Source organism: Saccharicrinis aurantiacus (genome assembly GCF_001660705.2).
Lineage (GTDB): Bacteria > Bacteroidota > Bacteroidia > Bacteroidales > Marinilabiliaceae > Saccharicrinis > Saccharicrinis aurantiacus.
This window is the reverse complement of the sequence record NZ_LYBV02000027.1, coordinates 39,179-56,225: the sequence shown is the minus strand read 5'-3', so window position 1 is coordinate 56,225 and position 17,047 is coordinate 39,179. Positions and strand designations below refer to the sequence as shown.

14 protein-coding genes are annotated in these 17,047 nt (G+C 35.3%); 12 read left to right on the top strand and 2 right to left on the bottom strand.

The features are described 5' to 3' along the window. The first annotated feature begins 130 nt into the window (after window positions 1-130). Both A8B35_RS11715 and larE read left to right on the top strand, forming a co-directional pair. Window positions 131-2,392 (top strand): aconitate hydratase, encoded by a 2,262-nt coding sequence (locus A8B35_RS11715; protein ID WP_075602956.1) that lies wholly within the window; start codon window positions 131-133, stop codon window positions 2,390-2,392. 313 nt (window positions 2,393-2,705) lie between these two features. Continuing rightward, complete coding sequence (gene larE, locus A8B35_RS11710; RefSeq protein ID WP_075602955.1) at window positions 2,706-3,521, top strand: ATP-dependent sacrificial sulfur transferase LarE; 816 nt, start codon at window positions 2,706-2,708, stop codon at window positions 3,519-3,521. A gap of 63 nt (window positions 3,522-3,584) precedes the next feature. Here the strand turns inward: larE and A8B35_RS11705 are convergent, their stop codons facing one another. Both A8B35_RS11705 and A8B35_RS11700 read right to left on the bottom strand, forming a co-directional pair. Beyond that, window positions 3,585-3,893, bottom strand: a complete 309-nt coding sequence (locus tag A8B35_RS11705) for an STAS domain-containing protein (protein WP_075602954.1) — start codon at window positions 3,891-3,893, stop codon at window positions 3,585-3,587. 7 nt (window positions 3,894-3,900) lie between these two features. Next, entirely contained in the window at window positions 3,901-4,374 is a 474-nt protein-coding gene (locus tag A8B35_RS11700) for an Hpt domain-containing protein (RefSeq protein WP_075602953.1), read from the bottom strand. A gap of 241 nt (window positions 4,375-4,615) precedes the next feature. Between A8B35_RS11700 and gcvT the strand changes: the two genes are divergently transcribed. From gcvT to A8B35_RS11650, 10 genes are all read left to right on the top strand, one after another. Continuing rightward, the gene (gene gcvT, locus A8B35_RS11695) at window positions 4,616-5,698 is read left to right on the top strand and encodes a glycine cleavage system aminomethyltransferase GcvT (protein WP_075602952.1); all 1,083 of its coding nucleotides are present in this window, start codon (window positions 4,616-4,618) and stop codon (window positions 5,696-5,698) included. Between the two features lie 419 nt (window positions 5,699-6,117). Next, window positions 6,118-7,188, top strand: a complete 1,071-nt coding sequence (gene serC / locus A8B35_RS11690; protein WP_075602951.1) for a 3-phosphoserine/phosphohydroxythreonine transaminase — start codon at window positions 6,118-6,120, stop codon at window positions 7,186-7,188. Between the two features lie 67 nt (window positions 7,189-7,255). Beyond that, window positions 7,256-8,176, top strand: coding sequence for an NAD(P)-dependent oxidoreductase (locus A8B35_RS11685; protein WP_075602950.1), 921 nt, complete (start codon window positions 7,256-7,258; stop codon window positions 8,174-8,176). A gap of 163 nt (window positions 8,177-8,339) precedes the next feature. Continuing rightward, the gene (locus A8B35_RS11680; RefSeq protein ID WP_075602949.1) at window positions 8,340-9,590 is read left to right on the top strand and encodes a DUF1015 domain-containing protein; all 1,251 of its coding nucleotides are present in this window, start codon (window positions 8,340-8,342) and stop codon (window positions 9,588-9,590) included. Between the two features lie 56 nt (window positions 9,591-9,646). Next, window positions 9,647-10,348 (top strand): YggS family pyridoxal phosphate-dependent enzyme, encoded by a 702-nt coding sequence (locus tag A8B35_RS11675; protein ID WP_075602948.1) that lies wholly within the window; start codon window positions 9,647-9,649, stop codon window positions 10,346-10,348. 179 nt (window positions 10,349-10,527) lie between these two features. Then, the gene (locus A8B35_RS11670) at window positions 10,528-11,514 is read left to right on the top strand and encodes a dihydroorotate dehydrogenase-like protein (RefSeq protein ID WP_075602947.1); all 987 of its coding nucleotides are present in this window, start codon (window positions 10,528-10,530) and stop codon (window positions 11,512-11,514) included. Between the two features lie 117 nt (window positions 11,515-11,631). After that, complete coding sequence (locus A8B35_RS11665; RefSeq protein ID WP_075602946.1) at window positions 11,632-12,561, top strand: hypothetical protein; 930 nt, start codon at window positions 11,632-11,634, stop codon at window positions 12,559-12,561. 289 nt (window positions 12,562-12,850) lie between these two features. After that, on the top strand, window positions 12,851-14,428 hold the full coding sequence (locus A8B35_RS11660) for an arylsulfatase (protein ID WP_075602945.1): 1,578 nt from the start codon (window positions 12,851-12,853) through the stop codon (window positions 14,426-14,428). An 18-nt stretch (window positions 14,429-14,446) separates the two neighbouring features. Continuing rightward, window positions 14,447-15,988: an arylsulfatase gene (locus A8B35_RS11655; protein ID WP_083634425.1), complete on the top strand. Its 1,542-nt coding sequence runs from the start codon at window positions 14,447-14,449 to the stop codon at window positions 15,986-15,988. A 78-nt stretch (window positions 15,989-16,066) separates the two neighbouring features. Continuing rightward, window positions 16,067-17,044 carry an HAD family hydrolase gene (locus A8B35_RS11650; protein WP_075602944.1) on the top strand — a complete coding sequence of 326 codons (978 nt, stop codon included), beginning with the start codon at window positions 16,067-16,069 and terminating at the stop codon, window positions 17,042-17,044. Window positions 17,045-17,047: the final 3 nt, after the last annotated feature.

Below are 17,047 nucleotides of genomic sequence, written 5' to 3'. Positions count from 1 at the left end.
TGTAATATATAAATATGACATATCGCACTTATTTTCTATTTTTTCTTAATTTTGCTCGAGTGTAACATTATAGTGCGTATAAATAAGCACAGCTTTAAACAAAGTACATAATACTTAATAAGAAATTGATATGGCATTTGACATTGAAATGATTGAGAAGGTTTACAAAGAAATGGGAGAAAAGGTGAATAAAGCCCGCACCCTTCTTGGTAAACCCCTAACACTTACCGAAAAAATTCTTTACGCTCACCTTGCTGAAGATACTACAGAGGCCTACAAAAGAGGCGAATCATATGTAAACTTTAATCCTGATCGTGTTGCTATGCAAGATGCAACAGCACAAATGGCTCTATTACAGTTTATGCAAGCTGGTAAAGACAAAGTTGCGGTTCCTTCAACTGTTCATGCCGATCACCTTATCCAAGCCAAAACAGAAGCTACTGTTGATTTAAAAAATGCCAAGGATACCAACAAAGAGGTTTACGACTTTTTAAGTTCGGTAACCGACCGTTATGGTATTGGCTTTTGGAAACCAGGTGCTGGTATTATTCATCAAGTGGTATTAGAAAATTATGCATTCCCGGGTGGAATGATGATTGGAACCGATTCACACACTGTTAATGCAGGGGGTTTGGGTATGGTTGCCATTGGTGTTGGTGGTGCCGATGCGGTTGATGTAATGGCAGGTATGCCTTGGGAGCTTAAATTCCCAAAACTAATTGGGGTTAAACTTACTGGTAAATTAAGCGGATGGGCTGCCCCTAAAGATATTATTCTTAAGGTAGCAGGTATCCTAACGGTTAAAGGTGGTACTGGATGTATTGTTGAGTATTTTGGCGACGGTGCCGAGTCTCTTTCATGTACTGGTAAAGGTACTATTTGTAATATGGGTGCTGAAATTGGTGCAACTACCTCTACGTTTGCCTACGATAGCTCAATGGAACGTTATTTACGTGCCACTAATCGTGATGATGTAGCTGATGCTGCCAACAATGCTGCCGACGTACTTAAAGCTGATGCTGAAGTTTATGCTTCTCCTGAAAAATATTTTGATCAGGTAATTGAAATTAACCTTGATGAGCTTGAACCACACTTAAACGGACCATTTACTCCGGATAAAGCTACGCCTATTAGCCAAATGAAAGCTGAAGCTGAGAAAAACGGATGGCCTTTAAAAGTTGAGGTAGGTTTAATTGGTTCTTGTACCAACTCATCGTACGAAGATATCTCTAAAGCGGCATCTGTTGCTTCTGATGCTGTTGACAAAGGCTTAAAAGCTGCTGCTGAATTCTCTATTACGCCAGGTTCTGAGTTGGTACGTTATACTATCGATCGTGATGGTTTAGTGGATACTTTCAAGAAAATTGACGGTGTGGTATTTGCTAACGCATGCGGACCATGTATTGGTATGTGGGCGCGTATGGGTGCTGAGAAACAAGAAAAAAATACCATTGTACACTCGTTTAACCGTAACTTCGCTAAACGTGCCGATGGTAATCCAAATACATTTGCTTTTGTGGGTTCTCCTGAGTTAGTAACTGCTTTGGCTATTGCCGGAGATTTAGGTTTTAACCCAATTACCGATACATTAACCAATGATAAAGGTGAGCAAGTTAAATTAGATGTTCCTACAGGAAACGAATTACCAGTAAATGGTTTTGCTGTTGAAGATGCAGGTTACCAAGCTCCTTCGGCCGATGGCTCAGGTGTTAAAGTAATTGTATCTGACCAGAGCGATCGTTTACAATTATTATCTCCTTTTACCGAGTGGGATGGATCAAATATTACAGGTGCCAAGCTTTTAATTAAAGCTGAAGGTAAATGTACTACTGATCATATTTCAATGGCTGGTCCTTGGTTAAAATACCGTGGTCACCTTGATAATATTTCAAACAACATGCTTATTGGTGCAGTTAACAAGTTTAATGGCGAAACCAACAAAGTAAAATCGCAAATTACAGGCGAGTATAACGAAGTACCTGCTACACAGCGCCAGTATAAAGAAGCGGGTATCCCAACCATTGTTGTGGGCGACCATAACTACGGTGAAGGTTCTTCTCGTGAGCATGCTGCCATGGAGCCTCGTCATTTAGGGGTTAGAGCTGTATTGGTAAAAAGCTTTGCACGTATTCACGAAACAAACCTTAAAAAACAAGGTATGTTAGGTCTTACATTTGCTACAGAAGCCGATTACGATTTAATTCAAGAGGATGATACTTTCAACTTTACTGATTTAGCAGACTTTGCACCTGGTAAGCCATTAAACCTTGAGGTAGTTCATGCTGATGGAAGCAAAGATGTAATTGTTGCCAACCACACTTACAATGCTCAGCAAATTGAGTGGTTTAAAAATGGTAGCGCACTTAATTTAATTAAAAAGCAGAATGCTTAATAGCTGTAAAAGCTAGTAGTTGTTAATACTTAGTTAGTAGCAAATACCGCTACATACTTCTCTTTAATAATTACACATTCTATTCAAAACATTATATTATTAAGCCCGAGGGAAATTCTCCTTCGGGCTTTTTTTTATTTAAGAACGAAACACACTTACAGAAGGGAATAACCTTATTCATCAGGACGATATTTACTTTCGCAAGAGCAAAATGTACTTCCAAAGAAACAAAATAAATAATCGAAGTCGAATAAAAAATGTTACCATCCAAATTATTCCGTATTTTGGCATTTCATTTGATAATGCAACTACAATGAATACACAAATAAATAAATTACTCACTAAACTTGAAACTTGGTATAAAGCACACCCTAAACTACTAATTGCCCTTTCTGGAGGTGTAGATTCGTGTTTAGCGGCCTATTTAGGGCAGTATTATTTGGGTGCTGAAAATGCCATTGCAGTAATTAGCAATTCGGAGAGCTTAAAGCAAAAAGACTTAATAGATGCCCGAAAATTTGCGGACAGTTATGATATAAAATTAGAAGAAATTAATGCCGGCGAAATTAACGATCCTAATTACGCCGCAAATCCGGTTGACAGGTGTTACTTCTGTAAAACCAATTTATACGAAGCCATCCATCACCTGGTAAAGGAAAGTTATATAGGCTTTGAAATTGCCAATGGTAATAATTTTACCGATTTAGGCGATTATCGCCCGGGCATTAATGCTGCCAACGAAAACCAAATATTAAGTCCCTTCGCTGATTGTGAAATTACAAAAGAAGACATCAGGCTACTGAGTAAACATTTTAATTTATTTGTATGGGATAAGCCGGCAAGCCCTTGTTTAAGCAGCCGCTTTCCGTATGGTGAAGCCATTACCATTCCTAAACTTAATATGATTGAGCAAGCCGAAGACTATATTAACTCGCTTGGTTTTAAAGATGTGCGAGTACGTTACAATAAAGGAACTGCGAGCATTGAAGTACCTAACAAAGAGGTTAGTAAGCTTATCGAAAATGAAACTGCCGTTAATGCTCAACTTAAAACTTACGGGTTTACCAACGCAAAAATTGATACCGAAGGATTAGTATCTGGCAAATTAAATAGAGCTATTGGCAAATAATAAAAAGGGTGCAGCTATAACATATAACTGAACCCTTGTGCTTTTATAAGGTGAATTGCCACCTTATATTATATCAAAAACTTTATCTAGCTTCATTAGCTTTAACAAGTTCAATACATCTTCTTGAATCTCAGATAAACTAAAAGTACTATTATTTTGTCGAGCTGTTTTCAACGCTGAAATTAGTACACCAATACCTGTACTATCAATGAACCTAATGTTGGACAAATTTAAAACAATTGCAGAACCTTCAACTGAAACCTTTTCAGTTAACTCAGCTTTAATTTGGTCAGCAACAACTGCATTAATCCTGTCAGAATCCTTCACTTGGGCAACAATAACCCCTTCTTTTTCGCTAGTTTCTATCATCATTTTATTATTAGCTTTTACATAAAACCTGATTCAGTTCAACAGTAACCTCTTCTATTACTTTCCCAAACTTATTCACAAGTTCCTTAATGGTTCCTATATTCGAATTCTCTTTAATCCACTCCATCCGTTTCTCTGGATATTCACTTAAACCTTTGCTTAAAGCTTCAAACTCGGTCTTTTCAGAATTTGTATTTATCCCAACCTCATTCAGTTGGTTAACCCTACTTTGCTTCGCCAGTAATTCTAAATTTTTTAAATCAACATTTCCTAACTCATTTAAGCCCATTGAAACAACAGAAGACTTGGCTTTATGAGCAATTGCAGCAATTTTTAACCAATCGTTTTCTTGCACTGCCTCATCAAAACCATTGATAAATTCTGGTAGTTGGTCTATAAATATATTTATCAATTCTTTAATCAATTCTGTGTCGCCATCTGCAACCTCTTCTAAGTAAGAAAGATTTATCAGATTATATTCCATCTCTTAATAGGCTTAATATATAAGTGCGTAAAATTAACCGTTTTATTCAAAAACGATTCGCTCAAAATAGGTATTTTGCACCCAAAAAACAAAATTTACAACTAATTAACATTCTTTACAAAACCACTATAGAATTGGATACTTAACATTCATACCAACTTAAGTCATATTTGTTAGAAAAAACAATCTCTAAATTTGTATGTTAAGAACACATTATTTAATCCAAAAAAACAAAAAACTAATGAAAACAACGGCTTTTCACAAATACCACACTGCACTAAAGGCTAAAATGGTTCCTTTTGCAGGATATGATATGCCAATTGAATATTCTGGAATTAATACCGAACACATGCAAGTTCGTAATTCTGTTGGAGTATTTGATGTATCTCACATGGGCGAATTTTGGGTTAAAGGACCTAATGCACTTGCATTTATTCAAAAAGTTACCTCTAATAATGCTGCTACACTTACCATTGGCAAAGCACAATACTCGTGTTTCCCCAACGGAAAAGGCGGAATTGTTGATGATTTAATAGTATATAAATACAGCGATGAAAAGTACCTATTGGTAGTTAACGCCTCTAATATTGAGAAAGATTGGAATTGGTGCGTGCTTCAAAATACAATGAATGCCGAATTACAAAATGCTTCCGATGATATTTCTCAACTAGCCATACAAGGACCAAATGCTACTGAATTATTACAAAAACTTACGGATACCGATTTATCTAATATTCCGTTTTACAATTTTGAAGTTGGCACATTTGCGGGTGTTGATGAAGTAATAATTTCTAACACAGGCTATACAGGTGCAGGCGGTTTTGAATTATACATGTATAATAAGGATGCATCTAAAATTTGGGAGGCTTTATTTGAGGTAGGCGAAGAATTCGGAATACAACCAATTGGATTAGGGGCAAGAGATACCCTCCGTTTAGAAATGGGATACTGCCTTTACGGTAATGATATCGACGATACTACATCACCACTTGAAGCTGGATTAGGATGGATTACTAAGTTTACTGATGAGAAGGACTTTATTGATAAAGAGTTTTTAAGCAATCAGAAACAAAGCGGTATTACCAAGCGATTAAAGGCTTTTAAAATGATCGATAGAGGAATACCACGAAAAGACTATGAGATTGTGGATGCAGATGGTAATAAAATAGGAATTGTTACTTCAGGAACACAATCACCAGTACTACAACAAGGCATTGGATTAGGTTATATTTCTACTGAATATACCAAAGAGCATTCTGAGATTTATATTGCTGTTAGAAAGAGAAAACTGAAAGCCGAAATCTGTAAACTACCTTTTATTTAGAGTTCAAAACAAGGAAATGATGGTCTGGTTAAAAAAATTAAAGTTTTTTTTCTTTAATTAATTATGTCCTTGAATAATTATGACTTTTATCACATAGTTCTGACTTGCAATTTTTTAGTAGCAAGTAATTGAATGTAATTATTAATAAACTGATACTAAAAAGCCTAATTAACTAACAGAGTGCAATAATGTTTTCGCTTTGTTTACTAGATTTTAGTTCATTAATTTTTTACTTTTGCACACTTAAAATTAAAAGCACCTATTAAATAGGTGTAAAATTTAATGTAAAATTAAATATGCTTTAAGGATACTTTGATAATATGCACTGTTCTTTACTGCTCATTTAAATATAATGTAACAGTTCCCCGCCTTTGCAAATGAAAGCTTAGGCCTGTGACCAACAAATAAAAATTAGAAACATGAAAAAGCACAATTTTTACGCCGGTCCTTCTATTTTACCGGAATACACTATTAAAAATACTGCGGATGCAGTTTTAAATTTTGCAGGAACAGGATTATCTGTAATGGAAGTATCCCACCGTTCTAAAGAATTTGTAGCTGTAATGGATAACGCAATTGCGCTTGTAAAAGAATTGCTTGATGTTCCGGCTGGTTACCAAGTGGTTTTTGTTGGTGGTGGAGCAAGTACTCAATTCTGCATGGTTCCTTATAACCTAATGAATAAAAAAGCGGCTTACTTAAACACTGGAGCATGGGCAGCAAAAGCTCAAAAAGAAGCGAAGTTGTTTGGTGAAGTTGTTGAGGTTGCATCTTCAAAAGATAAAAACTACAATTATATCCCTAAGGGATTTGAAGTTCCTTCTGATGCTGATTATTTACACATTACAACTAACAATACTATCTATGGTACAGAAATTAAAACTGACTTAGATGTAAATGTGCCAATAGTTGCGGATATGTCTTCTGATATTTTCTCTCGTCAGATTGATATTTCAAAATACGACATTATTTATGGTGGTGCTCAAAAGAACTTAGCTCCTTCTGGTGTTGCTTTTGCCATTGTAAAAGAAGATGCTTTAGGTAAAGTTGATCGTCAAATTCCAACAATGTTAGATTATAGAACTCACATTGGTAAAGAGTCTATGTTCAACACACCTCCTGTTCTTCCTGTATTTGCAGCGCAACAAACACTACAGTGGTTAAAAGACCAAGGTGGTATTGCAGCTATGAACAAGAAAAATGTTGAAAAAGCAGCATTATTATACGATGAGATAGATAGCAGCAAATTCTTTAAAGCTACTGTTGAAGCTGAAGAAGATCGCTCTTTAATGAATATCTGTTTTGTGATGAACGATGAGTACGTAGAGCTTGAAAAAGACTTTATGGAGTTGGCAACAGCTAAAGGATGTGTTGGTATTAAAGGTCACCGTTCTGTTGGTGGCTTCCGTGCATCTACTTACAATGCTTTACCTAAAGAAAGTGTTGAAGTATTAGTTGCCGCAATGAAAGAATTTGCATCTAAGCACTAGAATTTATTAATTGAAGATGGTTTATAACAGCCATCTTCATTTCTTACCTGATTAAATCAAAAAGAAAATGGCTAAAGTATTAGTAGCTACAGAAAAACCATTTGCAAAGGTTGCTGTAGAAGGAATTAAAGAGATAGTTGACAAAGCAGGTTTTGAATTTGCTTTACTAGAGAAATATACTGACAAAGCAGAATTATTAGAAGCTGTTAAAGATGCAGATGCTTTAATTGTTCGTTCTGACAAAGTTACGCAAGAAGTGGTTGATGCTGCTTCAAACCTTAAAATTGTAGTACGCGCAGGTGCTGGATATGATAACCTTGATTTAGCGGCTTGTACTGCTAAAAACGTGGTTGCCATGAATACACCAGGACAAAACTCAAATGCTGTTGCTGAACTTGCTTTCGGAATGATGATTGCTATGGCTCGTAACGCATACAATGGTACTGCAGGAACTGAGTTAAGAGGAAAGAAAATTGGTATCCACGCCTATGGAAATGTAGGTCTTTACGTGGCAAAAATTGCTCAAGGAATGGGAATGGAAGTTTTTGCTTTCGATCCGTTTGTTGACGATGCTGTAATTAAGGCTGATGGGGTTACTCCTCTTGCTTCAATGGAAGAGCTTTATTCTACTTGTCAATATGTATCATTACATATTCCTGCAACTGAAAAAACAAAAGAATCTATCAACTACGATTTATTAAAAACGATGCCAGCCAATGCTGTTTTAGTTAACACTGCTCGTAAAGAAGTAATTCACGAAGCTGATATGATTAAATTAATGATGGAAAGAGAAGACTTCTCTTACATCTCTGATATTGCTCCTGATAACAAAAATGATTACGCTCCATTTGGCGGAAGATTCTTCTTTACTCCAAAGAAAATGGGTGCTCAAACTTCAGAGGCAAACATCAATGCAGGTGTAGCTGCTGCTAACCAAATTGTGAATTTCATCAATAATGGAGACACAACTTTTAAAGTAAACAAGTAATAAAATTACTTTATAATATTTAAGGCTGTTGAATTATCAACAGCCTTTTTTTATGCTTAAAGTCATCGTTTTTTCACAATTTCATCTGATAATTATCAGCAACAACATAACTCAACTCTTAATATATTGTGGTAATCAACTAAAAAACTAAAATCTATTTATTATGGCAATAGTTAAACCATTTAAAGGATTACGTCCACCACAAAATATAGCACAAGATTTGGCTTGTTTACCATACGATGTAATGAACCGTAATGAGGCTAAAAAAATGGCCGAAGAAAAAGAGGTTTCCTTATTACATATTACGCGAAGCGAGATTGATTGCTCTGACGAAACAGATATCCACTCTAAAGCAGTTTACGATAAATCTATTGCTAATTTCAAAGCCTTCCAACAAAAAGGATGGTTGGTTCAAGATACAGAAGCCAAATTCTACATCTATGCGCAAACCATGAATGGCAGAACGCAATATGGTATTGTTGGTGCCGCTGCTGTTTATGATTATATGAATGGCATCATTAAAAAGCACGAACTTACTCGTAAAGAGAAAGAGGAAGATCGCATGATTCATGTAAGAATTAACGATGCCAATATTGAACCGGTATTTTTCACATATCCGGCTGTAGCCGAAATTGATGAGCTAGTAGCTGAGATTGTAAACTCACAAAAACCAGAATACGATTTCGTGGCTGAAGATGGCTTTGGTCATCACTTTTGGGTGATAAACGATCAGGCAACTAACAATAAAATAGAAACCCTATTTGCTACAAAGGTACCTGCTACCTACGTTGCAGACGGACACCATAGAACAGCTGCTGCAGCACTTGTTGGAAATGAAAAAAAGAAACAGAACCCAAACCATAAAGGTGATGAGGAGTATAATTTCTTTTTAGCCGTGCATTTCCCAGATACGCAGTTAAAAATAATCGATTACAATAGAGTTGTAAAAGATTTAAACGGACTCTCAAAAGAAGAATTCATAAATAAACTTGCTGATAAATTTGAGCTTAGTGAGGCCACTTCAGAGATAGTAAAACCATCGAAACTACATGAATTCTCTATGTATATTAAAGGAGAATGGTACAAGTTATCTGCAAAAGAAGGTACTTTTAACAACAGTGATCCAATAGGCGTACTAGATGTTACCATACTTTCAAACCTTGTTTTAGATGAGCTTTTAGGCATTAAAGATCTAAGAACGGATAAACGAATAGATTTTGTTGGAGGAATTAGAGGTCTTGGTGAATTAGCAAAAAGAGTTGATTCTGGAGAAATGGAAGTGGCCTTTGCCATGTATCCTGTATCCATGCAACAATTAATTGACATTGCAGATACTGGTAATATTATGCCTCCGAAAACAACCTGGTTTGAACCTAAATTACGTTCGGGCTTAGTAATTCATAAATTGGACTAATTAAAGTAGAAAATGCATTTAATAAAAAAGAGAGGACTGTTGTTCTCTCTTTTTTTATGGAATATTGTAATTTTGTAGAAACAAAGATTCATAAAATGTCGATAGCAAATAATATAGAAAAAATACAAAATACCCTCCCCTCTGCCACCACACTTGTTGCCGTGAGTAAAACAAAACCCAATAGTGATATTATTGAAGCCTTTAACGCTGGTCAAATCATATTTGGAGAAAATAAAGTACAGGATTTAGTTGCCAAATACGAAGTGTTGCCAAAAGAAATAGAATGGCATTTTATTGGGCACCTACAATCCAATAAAATAAAATACCTTGCTCCCTTTGTATCTTTAATTCATGGAGTCGATTCTTATAAATTACTTAAAGCTATCAATAAGGAAGCTTTAAAAAACAATAGAACCATTAACTGCTTGCTTCAAGTACATATTGCCGAAGAAGATACAAAGTTCGGTTTCTCAGTGAATGAGATCACTGAATTATTAGAAAGCGGCAACATCAATGAACTAAGCAATATAAAGATATGTGGCTTGATGGGAATGGCAACCAATACAAAAGACGAACTACAAGTAAGAAAGGAATTCTGCTCTTTAAGAGATACTTTCAATAACTTTAAGCAGACGTATTTTAGTAATAACGAGCATTTTAAAGAAATATCAATGGGCATGTCTGGCGATTACCAACTTGCAATTGAATGCGGTAGCACAATGATAAGAGTAGGCAGTTCAATATTCGGAGCCAGATAATTAGCAAATTAGAAGGGCACAATTATAATACATCCTCAACATAATCGAGTGTTTTACATAAAAAATACTTCTAGTTATAAAAAGAATTTTACCTCTTTAATATTTTATCTGCAAGTCAGGTTATTAGTTTTGAAAAACAATTATATTTGTTCAATTAGTTAACATCTCAAAAATATTCCATGTCAAATTTAAATACAACATACCTCGGCTTAAAGCTTAAAAACCCTATTATTGTAAGCAGTTCTGGTTTAACCAAAGGCATTGATCAGATTGAAAAAGTTGTGAATGCAGGAGCAGGAGCAGTTGTTTTAAAATCTTTATTTGAAGAGCAAATTAACCACGATATCAATAAACAAATCTCTAACTCTGGTGATGTTGATTACCCAGAAGCTCACGATTTAATTGCGGGTTATACAAAAGAAAATTCAGTTGGTGATTATCTTAAGTTAATTAGCGATGCTAAAGCAAAATTTGATATTCCAATTATTGCAAGTATCAATTGCTTCTCATCTGACGAATGGATTGACTTCGCTAAAAAGGTAGAAACCGCTGGTGCTGATGCAATAGAACTTAATGTGCACGTGGTTAACACTGATAAAAACGTTGAAGCCTCAATTATTGAAGGACTATATTATACCATTGCTGAAAATATCCGAAAAGCGGTATCTATTCCTATCGTATTTAAACTTGGCGATAACTTCATCAACTTGGTAAGCGTCATCAATAAATTAAGTATAATTGGTATCAATGGAGTAGTTTTATTCAATCGCTTTTACCAACCAGATATTGACATCAATAAATTATCAATAACTTCAGCTTCTGTATTTAGCTCACCCGCTGACATAAGAAAATCATTGCGTTGGGTAGCTATTGTATCAGATAAGGTTGACCAAATTGACATATCAGCTTCTACAGGAAACCATAATGGTGAGTCTGTCATCAAACAAATTTTAGCTGGTGCCCAAACCGTGCAAGTATGTTCGGCCATTTATAATAACGGCGCCAAAGTTATTTCTGAAATGCTTAATGAATTATCATTTTGGATGGATGAAAAAGGCTACAAAACAGTTGATGAATTTAAGGGGCTACTTAGTTATAAAAACATACCTAACCCTGCAGTTTATGAACGTGCACAGTTCATAAAGTATTTTTCATCAATGGAATAAAATAATTCTAAATAAAAATACAACTAAATGAATCCAAAATAGAATCGGTGCGTATACTTCATTTGTTATACTATGGATATCACATACGATCTTATAAAGATGCTTAAACTATCTAATATGAAAATGCGAATAAAGCACCTATTTATTGTATCTCTTGGTTTTGTTGTTGTAGCAGGCTTGATGAGTTCATGTCAATCGAGTGGAACAAAAACAAAAGGAGCAGAAGAAAAATTAATTGAATCAGCATCAAAGATAGATGCCCAATTAATGGATAATTTTAATAAATCAAAACTTATTTTTTACTCCCTACCTTCTCCTCTTGAAACAGCAATGCTTATAAAGAAATCAGGTGCTCGTTTTGATGCAGATATTCTAAATCCAACAAAAAATGCTAGCAAATACAGCACTAATTTAAAGATGGCTGTAAACCTAGGTATTTATGGTGCAGATTTGAGCTATACAAGTTTATTTGATCAAACACAAAGCTCTATTCAGTATATGGCTGCAACTAAAAAGCTGGCAGATGGTTTAAATATTTTAGATATCATTGATGAAAATACGCTAAAAAACATTGAAGAGAACATGAATAATAGAGATGCAATTATTGATATTGTATCCGAATCATTCATGAACTCTCACTCATACTTAAAAGAGAATGATAGACCAATAATTTCTACCGAAATTTTAGTCGGTGGATGGATTGAAGGCTTATACTTAGCAACTTCATTAACCAATGGCTCTATGCAAAACAACAAACGTTTATTGGATAGAATTGTATATCAAAAGCTTTCTTTAATAACAGTGATAAACTTAATTGAGTCGCATGAAGAGAACGAGGATTTAACATATCTGAAAAATAAAATGCTTGAATTACAGGGTATTTTTGAGCAAATAAAAATTGTAAATACCTCTAATGTAATTGCAGAAACAGATGCCAGTAGAAGAACAACAACCATAAAGGCTGATTCTGAAACCTATATTTCAGAAGAGACCTTTAAACAATTAATTAATAAAGTGTCTGAAATTAGAACTGAGTTTATCTCATAAAAAGATAACAACACATGATAAATTAAACCAGTGGAGTATTACTTCACTGGTTTTTTTATGCGTTTATTTTCCACAAAAAATTGTAGAAGGTCACATTAATTTAAAACACAATTAATCATAAATCCTGAACAATACTTCATTTATTATGTTTACGAATTGAGGTATTAATTAGTAATAAGTAATTTACACTATCATCTTATACTTTTTATTTATAAATTGATAAGCAAATAATCTGAAATTCCAGATTGTTATTAATGCTCATAATTCTCTCACTTAAACTATAATCAAAATGAAAACAAGGAATTTCGCTCAAAGATGGATTGCATCCGCGTTTCTTTTGGCTGTATCGGTAATATTTCTGCCATCGCATACCGAAGCACAGAAGAAAAACAAGAAACCAAATATTCTTATTATTTGGGGTGATGACATTGGTATCGCTAACATCTCGGCATACACAAAAGGTATGGTAGGTTACCAAACACCTAATATTGATAGAATTGCTAACGAAGGTATGATTTTCACAGATTACTATTCAGAACAGAGTTGTACTGCAGGTCGTTCTTCATTTATTTTAGGTCAGAGTGTTTTCCGTACAGGTTTGAGTAAAGTTGGCCTACCAGGAGCTAAAGAAGGAATCAACGAAAAGGATCCTACAATTGCAGAAATGCTTAAAGAGGAAGGTTATAGCACCGGTCAATTTGGTAAAAACCACTTAGGCGACAAAGATGAGCATTTACCTACAAATCATGGTTTCGATGAGTTTTTAGGAAATTTATATCACTTAAATGCAGAAGAAGAACCTGAGTTACCCGATTATCCTGACCCAAAGAAATATCCTGATTTCAGAAAAAACTTTGGACCTCGAGGAGTAATACATTCAACTGCCGATGGTAAAATTGAAGATACAGGCCCTCTTACAAAAAAAAGAATGGAAACCATCGACGATGAAACTGTTGCGGCAGCTAAGGAATTTATCAAAAAAACTGTAAAAAGTGGCGAGCCATTTTTTGTTTGGTGGAATGGCACTAGAATGCACTTTAGAACTCATGTAAAAGAAGAACACAGAGGTATATCAGGTCAGAATGAATATGGTGATGGCATGGTAGAGCATGATATGCACGTAGGTGAGTTACTTGATTTACTCGACGAACTTGGCATAGCCGATAACACCATTGTTCAATATGGAACTGATAATGGCCCGCATAAAAACTCATGGCCCGATGCTGCTGTTAGTCCTTTCAGAGGTGAAAAAAACACCAACTGGGAAGGCGGCTGGAGAACCCCGTCAATGGTTCGTTGGCCAGGCCATATTAAAGCAGGTAGCATTTCTAACGAAATAATGAGCACCATGGACTGGTTCCCTACCCTACTTGCAGTTGCAGGAAATGATAATATAAAAGATGAATTATTAAAAGGTAAAAGTGCAGGCAACAAAAATTTTAAAGTACACCTTGATGGATATAATTTCTTACCACATTTAACAGGAGAAGTAAAAGAGGGACCCCGCAGAGAAATTTTCTATTTCTCAGATGATGGTGATTTAACAGCACTTCGCTACGATGATTGGAAATTTATTTTTATGGAACAACGCACTGAGGGAACATTAGCTGTCTGGGCTAATCCGTTTACACCTTTACGTGTACCATTAATTTTTAATTTAAGACGTGATCCTTTTGAAGAGGCTACCATTACCTCTAACACCTATTACGATTGGTTACTGGATCATGTATTTTTACTTGTTCCTGCACAAAAAGTTGTAGGTCAATTCTTAGGCACATTCGAAGCTTATCCTCCTAGAATGGAAGCTGCCAGCTTTAGCCTTGATAAAGTAATGGATAAACTACAAGAAAATAGTGGCTCTAAATAAAATCTAACTTTTTTAATTATGAAGATTAACTCAAAAATAACTTTAGTAACTGCGACAATACTCGCAGTTACATTTCTGTTTACCGGTTCGGTAGAAGCACAAAAGAATAAGAAAAAGCCCAACATACTAGTTATTTGGGGTGATGATATTGGTTGGGCTAACATTAGCAAATACAATCATGGCATAATGGGGTATAAAACGCCAAACATTGATAGAATTGCTAACGAAGGTGCTATGTTTACCGATTGGTATGCACAACAATCCTGTACAGCTGGTCGTGCTGCGTTTATCCTAGGGCAACACCCATTCCGTACAGGTTTATTAACTATTGGTATGCCAGGCTCAAAGCAAGGTATTCAAGAAAACCAAGCTACAATAGCTGAGTTACTTAAACCCCAAGGTTATACTTCTGGTCAGTTTGGTAAAAACCATCTTGGAGATAGAGATGAGCATTTACCAACAAATCATGGATTCGATGAGTTTTACGGTAACCTTTATCACTTAAATGCAGAGGAAGAACCTGAAACATATTATTATCCAAAAGATCCTGAATTCCATAAAAAATATGGCCCACGTGGTGTGTTGCATTCTTATTCTGATGGCAAGGTAGAAGATACTGGCCCTATGACCCGTAAAAGAATGGAAACTGCCGATGATGAATTTACGGATGCGGCTATCGCATTTATTGAAAAAGCACATAAACAAGGTCAGCCTTTCTTTGTATGGCTTAGCGCCACCCGTATGCATGTTTGGACACATCTAAAAGAAGAAAGTATAGGGGTAACTGGTATTGGTTTATATCCTGATGGAATGGTTGAGCATGACAAACAAATTGGTCGTGTTTTAGCTAAGCTTGAGGAATTAGGTATCTATGACAACACCATGATTATGTATTCTACTGATAATGGTGCTGAAAAATTCACATGGCCTGATGGAGGAACAACTCCCTTTGCTGGCGAAAAAGGAACCACATGGGAAGGGGGCTTTAGAGTACCTTGTTGTATTAAATGGAATGGTGTAATAGAACCTGGTACAATTTCAAACGACATACATTCACATGAAGATATGTTACCTACAATTCTTGCAGCAGCAGGAGTTCCGGATATTAAATCAAAACTATTAAAAGGTTATAAGGCTGACGACAAAAACTTTAATGTTCATTTAGATGGTTATAACTTAAAACCACTCTGGAGTGGTGAAGTTGAAGAAAATCCGCGTAAAGAGATCTTTTATTTTGATGCAGGAGGAAACTTAAATGCAGTCAGATATAATGATTGGAAACTACACTTTACAATAATGGAAGGTGCCATTAACGAAGCATACCGCAAAACTCCATCGTGGCCTATTGCTATTAATTTACGAGCAGATCCATACGAACAATCTTTTGAATCAGCGATGTACATTAGATGGTTTGCAGATAATATGTGGCTTTTCGTACCTGCACAGGATGTAGTTGGCAACTTCTTAGCTACATTTAAAGAATATCCACCGGTAAGAGGTTCTTCATTAGGAGTTGATCAGGTTGTCAAATCACTTACATCACACCCTGGAGCTCAATAATTCTTTTTAACAAAACAAAAAGTGGCTGCATTTTTGCAGTCACTTTTACCCACTTAACACATGCTAAAAATAAAAACAATGCACAAAAATCTGGTTATCATCACAATAATAAGCTCAATCGTTTTTTCATGCAATACATCCACACCTAAAACACTTCAAAACAGCCTGTCTAAATGGAATGACACACCAATAAAAAAAGAGATTGTTGAATTTGTTAACAAGGTTACCAATGTTAATAATACCAACTACGTACCTCCCAAAGAACGCATAGCTGTTTTTGATAATGATGGAACTCTGTGGAATGAAAAACCATTATACATCCCACTTGAATTTGAATTAGATTATATCAAAACACATTATAGTGAGAAACCCGAATGGGAAAATGATGAATTCTTTTCAAAACTTGCCAATAACGATCTATCACCATTTAAAGAATACTCCTCTATTGATCTTATCCAAAAGTTATTCGGTGCCCATCAAGGTCAAATTGAAACCGAGTACAAACAGAATGCTTACGACTTTTTAAGCAACAAAAATCATCCAAAATTTAACCGACCTTTTAAAGAAATGATCTATTCTCCTATGGTAGAATTGGTAAAATACCTTCAAGAGAATGAATTTAAAGTATTTATTGTAACAGGTGGAGAAATTACCTTTGCACGTACCGTATCCGAAGAAATCTACAATATTCCTATGGAGAATGTAATTGGAAGTAATGTGGGAATGGAATATGTCAATAATACTTCTGATCCCTATATCATACGCACTAACGAAATAAAATCGGCAAACGATAAACATATTAAACCCACCAACATAGAATTACACATAGGCCGCAAACCTATCTTTGCCGCGGGTAATAGCGACGGTGACTACGAAATGATGGAATACACCTTATCAGGTCAAGGTCCTTCAATGGCAATTTTAGTAAATCATGATGATGCAGATAGAGAATATGCATACATGCATGGCACTGAAAAAGCCATAGCTGATGCTAAAGAAAAAGGTTGGCGTATAGTTAGTATGAAAAATGATTTTAAAGAAATTTTTTCTAAATAGATA

Coding starts and splice junctions, on each gene's coding strand:
- A8B35_RS11715 (WP_075602956.1), top strand. CDS start 131: ATGGCATTTGACATTGAAATGATTGAGAAGGTTTACAAAGAAATGGGA.
- larE (WP_075602955.1), top strand. CDS start 2,706: ATGAATACACAAATAAATAAATTACTCACTAAACTTGAAACTTGGTAT.
- A8B35_RS11705 (WP_075602954.1), bottom strand. CDS start 3,893: ATGATGATAGAAACTAGCGAAAAAGAAGGGGTTATTGTTGCCCAAGTG.
- A8B35_RS11700 (WP_075602953.1), bottom strand. CDS start 4,374: ATGGAATATAATCTGATAAATCTTTCTTACTTAGAAGAGGTTGCAGAT.
- gcvT (WP_075602952.1), top strand. CDS start 4,616: ATGAAAACAACGGCTTTTCACAAATACCACACTGCACTAAAGGCTAAA.
- serC (WP_075602951.1), top strand. CDS start 6,118: ATGAAAAAGCACAATTTTTACGCCGGTCCTTCTATTTTACCGGAATAC.
- A8B35_RS11685 (WP_075602950.1), top strand. CDS start 7,256: ATGGCTAAAGTATTAGTAGCTACAGAAAAACCATTTGCAAAGGTTGCT.
- A8B35_RS11680 (WP_075602949.1), top strand. CDS start 8,340: ATGGCAATAGTTAAACCATTTAAAGGATTACGTCCACCACAAAATATA.
- A8B35_RS11675 (WP_075602948.1), top strand. CDS start 9,647: ATGGAATATTGTAATTTTGTAGAAACAAAGATTCATAAAATGTCGATA.
- A8B35_RS11670 (WP_075602947.1), top strand. CDS start 10,528: ATGTCAAATTTAAATACAACATACCTCGGCTTAAAGCTTAAAAACCCT.
- A8B35_RS11665 (WP_075602946.1), top strand. CDS start 11,632: ATGAAAATGCGAATAAAGCACCTATTTATTGTATCTCTTGGTTTTGTT.
- A8B35_RS11660 (WP_075602945.1), top strand. CDS start 12,851: ATGAAAACAAGGAATTTCGCTCAAAGATGGATTGCATCCGCGTTTCTT.
- A8B35_RS11655 (WP_083634425.1), top strand. CDS start 14,447: ATGAAGATTAACTCAAAAATAACTTTAGTAACTGCGACAATACTCGCA.
- A8B35_RS11650 (WP_075602944.1), top strand. CDS start 16,067: ATGCACAAAAATCTGGTTATCATCACAATAATAAGCTCAATCGTTTTT.